This window comes from Promicromonospora sp. NPDC057138 (genome assembly GCF_042670845.1).
In the GTDB taxonomy this organism is placed as follows: domain Bacteria; phylum Actinomycetota; class Actinomycetes; order Actinomycetales; family Cellulomonadaceae; genus Promicromonospora.
Genome location: NZ_JBHUUX010000142.1, coordinates 1 through 1,430, shown reverse-complemented (window position 1 = coordinate 1,430; position 1,430 = coordinate 1). Strand labels below are relative to the sequence as shown.

Genomic DNA, 1,430 nt, shown 5'->3' with positions numbered 1-1,430 from the left:
GTTGCTCTGAGATCGGTCGTTTGATTGACCGATCTCAGAGCAACCGACCGAAGTCATATCGGTCACCGTGCAACCGACCGAAGTCATATCAGCCGCTGTGCAACGGACCGAAGTCGCGGGGCTGCGCCTGGCGCTGCCAGACATCACCCGAGCCGAGCCGAGCCGAGCCGAGCCGAGCCGAGCCGAGCCGAGCCGAGCCGAGCCGAGCCGAGCCGAGCCGAGCCGAGCCGAGCCGAGCCGAGAAATCATCTCCAGCGGGAAGCCCCGCAGGACGCTGCCCCAATGGTTCGAGCACGACTACGGCTCTGTGGATTCGCGTTCTGTGCACAGCTCTATCTGAACCGGTCATCCGGCCCGCCCGGGATGACGCAGCGTCGTTCCATGGTCGAAGTAGAGATCCCGACGGTTGCACTCGCACTCGAGCACAACCGCAACAAGCTGGCCGCCGCCGCTCGCACCGGCGAAGTCCTCAGGGTTCGACGCGGTGCGTACTGCGTTCCGGACGAGATCCATGTCGACGGTCCTTCGGGAGCCCCACGGGAAGCGCGCAAGAAGGCGCTCGCCCGTGCCCGCGCGCTGCACTCCCAGCTCAGAGCCAAGCACGTGTTCAGCCACACGTCGGCCGCGCTGCTCCTGGGCTGCCGCGTCTGGACGACGCCCCAAGAGACACACATCTACCAGCACTATCGCGCCTCCGGCCACGCCGCGGACGACGTCCAGCGGTACTCCTGGACCCTTGCGCCCGAGGACGTCACCGAGGCGGCAGGCCTGCCGGTGACGTCACTCGCACGCACGGTCGTCGACTGCGCGCGGACGTTGCATCCGCTCGAAGCGCTCGTCATCGCCGACTCGGCCCTGGCCCTTGGCGCCGACCGAGCAGAGCTGCTCGCGATGCTCGACGCCCAGACCGGCCGGCGCGGGATCCAGCGGGCTCGGCTGGTGATCGAGTTGGCCGACGCAGGTCCTCAGTCCGCCTGGGAGACCTGGGTCCGCTACGAGCTGCTCCGCGCTGGGCTGCCTCGACCGGCCACTCAGATGCCGGTACAGACCGACGCCGGGCTCTTCCACACCGATCTGGGCTACGAGCAGTGGGCGCTGGGCATCGAGTTCGACGGGCAGGTCAAGTACCGGCCGGACGGCGTTCGCCCTGGTCACGACCCCGCACAGGAATACCTGGCCGAGAAGGCTCGCGCCGACGCCATCCGGCGAGCCGGCGTCACGCTCGAGAATGTCAGCGCTGGCGACAAGCAGGATGTCAAAGCGATGCTCGACCGAATCACCGCGCACATTCCGGCGGACGTACGTCGGCAGGCCCGGATCGATCCACGGCTGCCCGCCATCTGACCCGACTTCGGTCCGTTGCACAGCAAAGAAGATGACTTCGGTCGGTTGCTCTGAGATCGGTCGTTTGATTGACCGATCTCAGAGCC

General features: G+C 67.2%; 1 protein-coding gene. It reads left to right on the top strand.

Annotation, left to right across the window (positions count from 1 at the left end; translation table 11 throughout):
• Positions 1–381 precede the first annotated feature (381 nt).
• Entirely contained in the window at positions 382–1,344 is a 963-nt protein-coding gene (locus ACFT2C_RS29085; protein WP_377210581.1) for a hypothetical protein, read from the top strand.
• Positions 1,345–1,430 lie beyond the last annotated feature (86 nt).

Coding starts and splice junctions, on each gene's coding strand:
- ACFT2C_RS29085 (WP_377210581.1), top strand. CDS start 382: ATGGTCGAAGTAGAGATCCCGACGGTTGCACTCGCACTCGAGCACAAC.